The organism is Pseudomonas sp. SDO5522_S412, assembly GCF_054071215.1.
Map to the genome: position 1 here is coordinate 1 of NZ_JBSVWQ010000384.1, position 2,934 is coordinate 2,934.

3 protein-coding genes are annotated in these 2,934 nt (G+C 63.1%); 2 read left to right on the forward strand and 1 reads right to left on the reverse strand.

What is annotated here, in order from left to right:
* Positions 1 to 77: 77 nt before the first annotated feature.
* The gene (gene rpiA, locus ACW9I6_RS31780; protein WP_003213836.1) at positions 78 to 749 is read right to left on the reverse strand and encodes a ribose-5-phosphate isomerase RpiA; all 672 of its coding nucleotides are present in this window, start codon (positions 747 to 749) and stop codon (positions 78 to 80) included.
* A gap of 136 nt (positions 750 to 885) precedes the next feature.
* Between rpiA and ilvA the strand changes: the two genes are divergently transcribed.
* Together ilvA and ACW9I6_RS31790 are read left to right on the forward strand one after the other, a co-directional pair.
* The gene (ilvA, locus tag ACW9I6_RS31785) at positions 886 to 2,400 is read left to right on the forward strand and encodes a threonine ammonia-lyase, biosynthetic (RefSeq protein ID WP_003213834.1); all 1,515 of its coding nucleotides are present in this window, start codon (positions 886 to 888) and stop codon (positions 2,398 to 2,400) included.
* Positions 2,401 to 2,440: 40 nt separating this feature from the next.
* Positions 2,441 to 2,854, forward strand: coding sequence for a DUF2269 family protein (locus ACW9I6_RS31790; protein WP_102370118.1), 414 nt, complete (start codon positions 2,441 to 2,443; stop codon positions 2,852 to 2,854).
* The last annotated feature ends 80 nt before the right edge of the window (positions 2,855 to 2,934 follow it).

A 2,934-nucleotide genomic window follows, 5' to 3' on the forward strand; every position in this document is an offset into this window, starting at 1 on the left:
TGCGGTGTATCAGGCGCCATATTCAGTGACTGACACTGCGCATTCGCGAGCAAGCCCGCTCCCACAGGGGTTTTGCATTACGCCTTAAGGGTTTTTACGCCTTCCGCGGTGCCTAGCAGCAGTACGTCAGCCGGACGGGCCGCAAACAAACCGTTGGTGACGACGCCGACGATCGCGTTGATCTGGCGCTCCAGTTCCACCGGGTTGGTGATCTGCATGTTGAACACGTCGATGATGATGTTGCCGTTGTCGGTCAGCACGCCTTCGCGGTACACCGGGTCGCCGCCCAGTTTCACCAGTTCGCGGGCCACGTGGCTGCGGGCCATCGGGATCACTTCCACTGGCAGCGGGAACGCGCCGAGTACCGGCACCAGTTTGCTGGCGTCGGCGATGCAGATGAAGGTCTTGGCCACGGCCGCGACGATCTTCTCGCGGGTCAGGGCTGCGCCGCCGCCCTTGATCAGGTTCAGGTGTGCGTCGCTTTCATCGGCGCCGTCGACGTAGAACTCCAGGTCGCTGACGGTGTTCAGCTCATACACCGGGATACCGTGGCCCTTGAGCCGCGCAGCGGTGGCTTCGGAGCTGGCAACCGCGCCGTCGAACGCGCCCTTGTGCAGGGCCAGCGCATCGATAAAGCAATTGGCGGTGGAACCGGTGCCGACACCGACGATGCTTTTATCGTCGAGTTTAGGAAGGATTAAATCGACGGCGGCCTGGGCCACTGCCTGTTTGAGTTGATCCTGGGTCATGCGGGCTCCGGAACGGGCGGGGAGTAAAGAGGGGCGCGAGTATAACCCAACAAAACCTCGGTTTTCGTGTGGTCGCCCGGCCAAACGCTGGGTTAGACTCCTTGGCCCTGCCCAACCCGCCCAGTGATGCTTTCCGATGCTTGAACAGTACGTCAAAAAGATCCTCACCTCGCGCGTTTACGACGTTGCCGTAGAAACCCCGCTGCAGACCGCCCGCCAGCTCTCCGAGCGGCTGGGCAACAAGGTCTGGCTCAAGCGCGAAGACTTGCAGCCGGTGTTCTCGTTCAAGATTCGCGGTGCCTACAACAAGCTGACCCAACTGAGCGCCGAAGAACGTGCGCGCGGCGTGGTCACCGCCTCGGCGGGCAACCATGCCCAGGGCCTGGCCCTGGCGGCCAAGGTGCTGGGGGTCAAGGCCACCATCGTGATGCCCAAGACCACCCCCGAGATCAAGGTCGAAGGCGTGCGTTCCCGTGGCGGCAAAGTGGTGCTGCATGGGGATTCTTTCCCGGAAGCCCTGGCGTATTCGCTGAAGCTGGTCGACGAAAAAGGCTACGTCTACATTCACCCCTACGATGATCCGCACACCATTGCCGGGCAGGGCACCGTGGCGATGGAGATCCTGCGCCAGCACCCGGGGCCGCTGGACGCGATTTTCGTCCCGGTGGGCGGCGGCGGCCTGATTGCCGGTATCGCGGCCTACGTGAAATACCTGCGGCCCGAAATCAAGATCATCGGCGTCGAGCCGGACGACTCCAACTGCCTGCAAGCCGCCATGGCGGCGGGCGAGCGCGTGGTACTGCCTACCGTGGGCATCTTCGCAGACGGCGTGGCGGTGGCGCAGATCGGCCAGCACACCTTCGACATCTGCAAGGACTACGTGGATGAAGTGATCACCGTCAGCACCGATGAAATCTGCGCGGCGATCAAGGACATCTACGACGACACCCGCTCGATCACTGAACCCGCCGGCGCCCTGGGCGTGGCGGGTATCAAGAAATACGTCGAGACCCGTGGCATCACCGGGCAAACCCTGGTGGCCATCGATTCCGGGGCCAACGTCAACTTCGACCGCCTGCGCCATGTGGCCGAGCGCGCCGAGCTGGGGGAAGGCCGCGAAGCCATCATCGCCGTGACCATCCCCGAGAAACCGGGCAGCTTCAAGGCCTTTTGCGAAGCCGTGGGCAAGCGCCAGATCACCGAATTCAACTACCGCTACCACTCAGGCCGCGAGGCGCACATCTTTGTCGGCGTGCAGACCCACCCGGAAAACGACCCGCGCAGCGCGCTGATCGCCAGCCTCACCAGCCAGGGTTTCCCGGTGCTGGACCTGACGGAAAACGAACTGGCCAAGCTGCACATCCGCCATATGGTCGGCGGCCATGCGGCGCACGTCAGCGACGAGGTGGTGTTCCGCTTCGAATTCCCGGAACGTCCGGGGGCACTGTTCAACTTCCTTAACAAATTGGGCGGGCGCTGGAACATCTCGATGTTCCACTATCGCAACCACGGCGCCGCCGATGGGCGCGTGGTGGCGGGCCTGCAAGTACCGGCGGACGAGCGTCACCTGGTGCCGGCGGCGCTGGAGGCCATTGGCTACCCGTACTGGGATGAAAGTGATAACCCGGCCTACCAGCTGTTCCTCGGTTGAGCGACTACGCTGACTGGGCGGCCTTCAAGGAATCGAGAACATGGAAACGCTGACCACCCTTAAAGTTATCCACATCGCGGCCACGGTGTTGCTGCTGCTCAGCGGCCTCGCCCTGGCAGTGCTGGCCTGGCGCAAACGCAGCGCGGGGCCGGCCTATACCGTGCAGCGGCCGTGGGTGTTTGTGTGGTTGTTGATGGGCATTTGCGTGGTGAGCATGCCGTTCACCGGCTGGTGGCTGGCGCACCTGATCGGCTGGCCGCTGGGGCAAACCTGGATCCTGGGTTCCAGCGTGATCTACACCGTGGCGGCGCTGAGCTGGTTCTGGCTGGTGGTGCGGCTTAATCGACTGCGGCTGGGCGGGGCGGGGAGTTTGAACTTTACCGTGGCGCTGGCGGTGGTGAGCCTGGTGGGGTTTGTGGCGATTGCCGGGTTGATGGGTGCCAAGCCGGTTTAAGGCTTGAGACCGAGTTGCCTCCATTCGCGAGCAAGCCCGCTCCCACATTTGACTGCATTCCAAAGGTGGAACTCGATCAA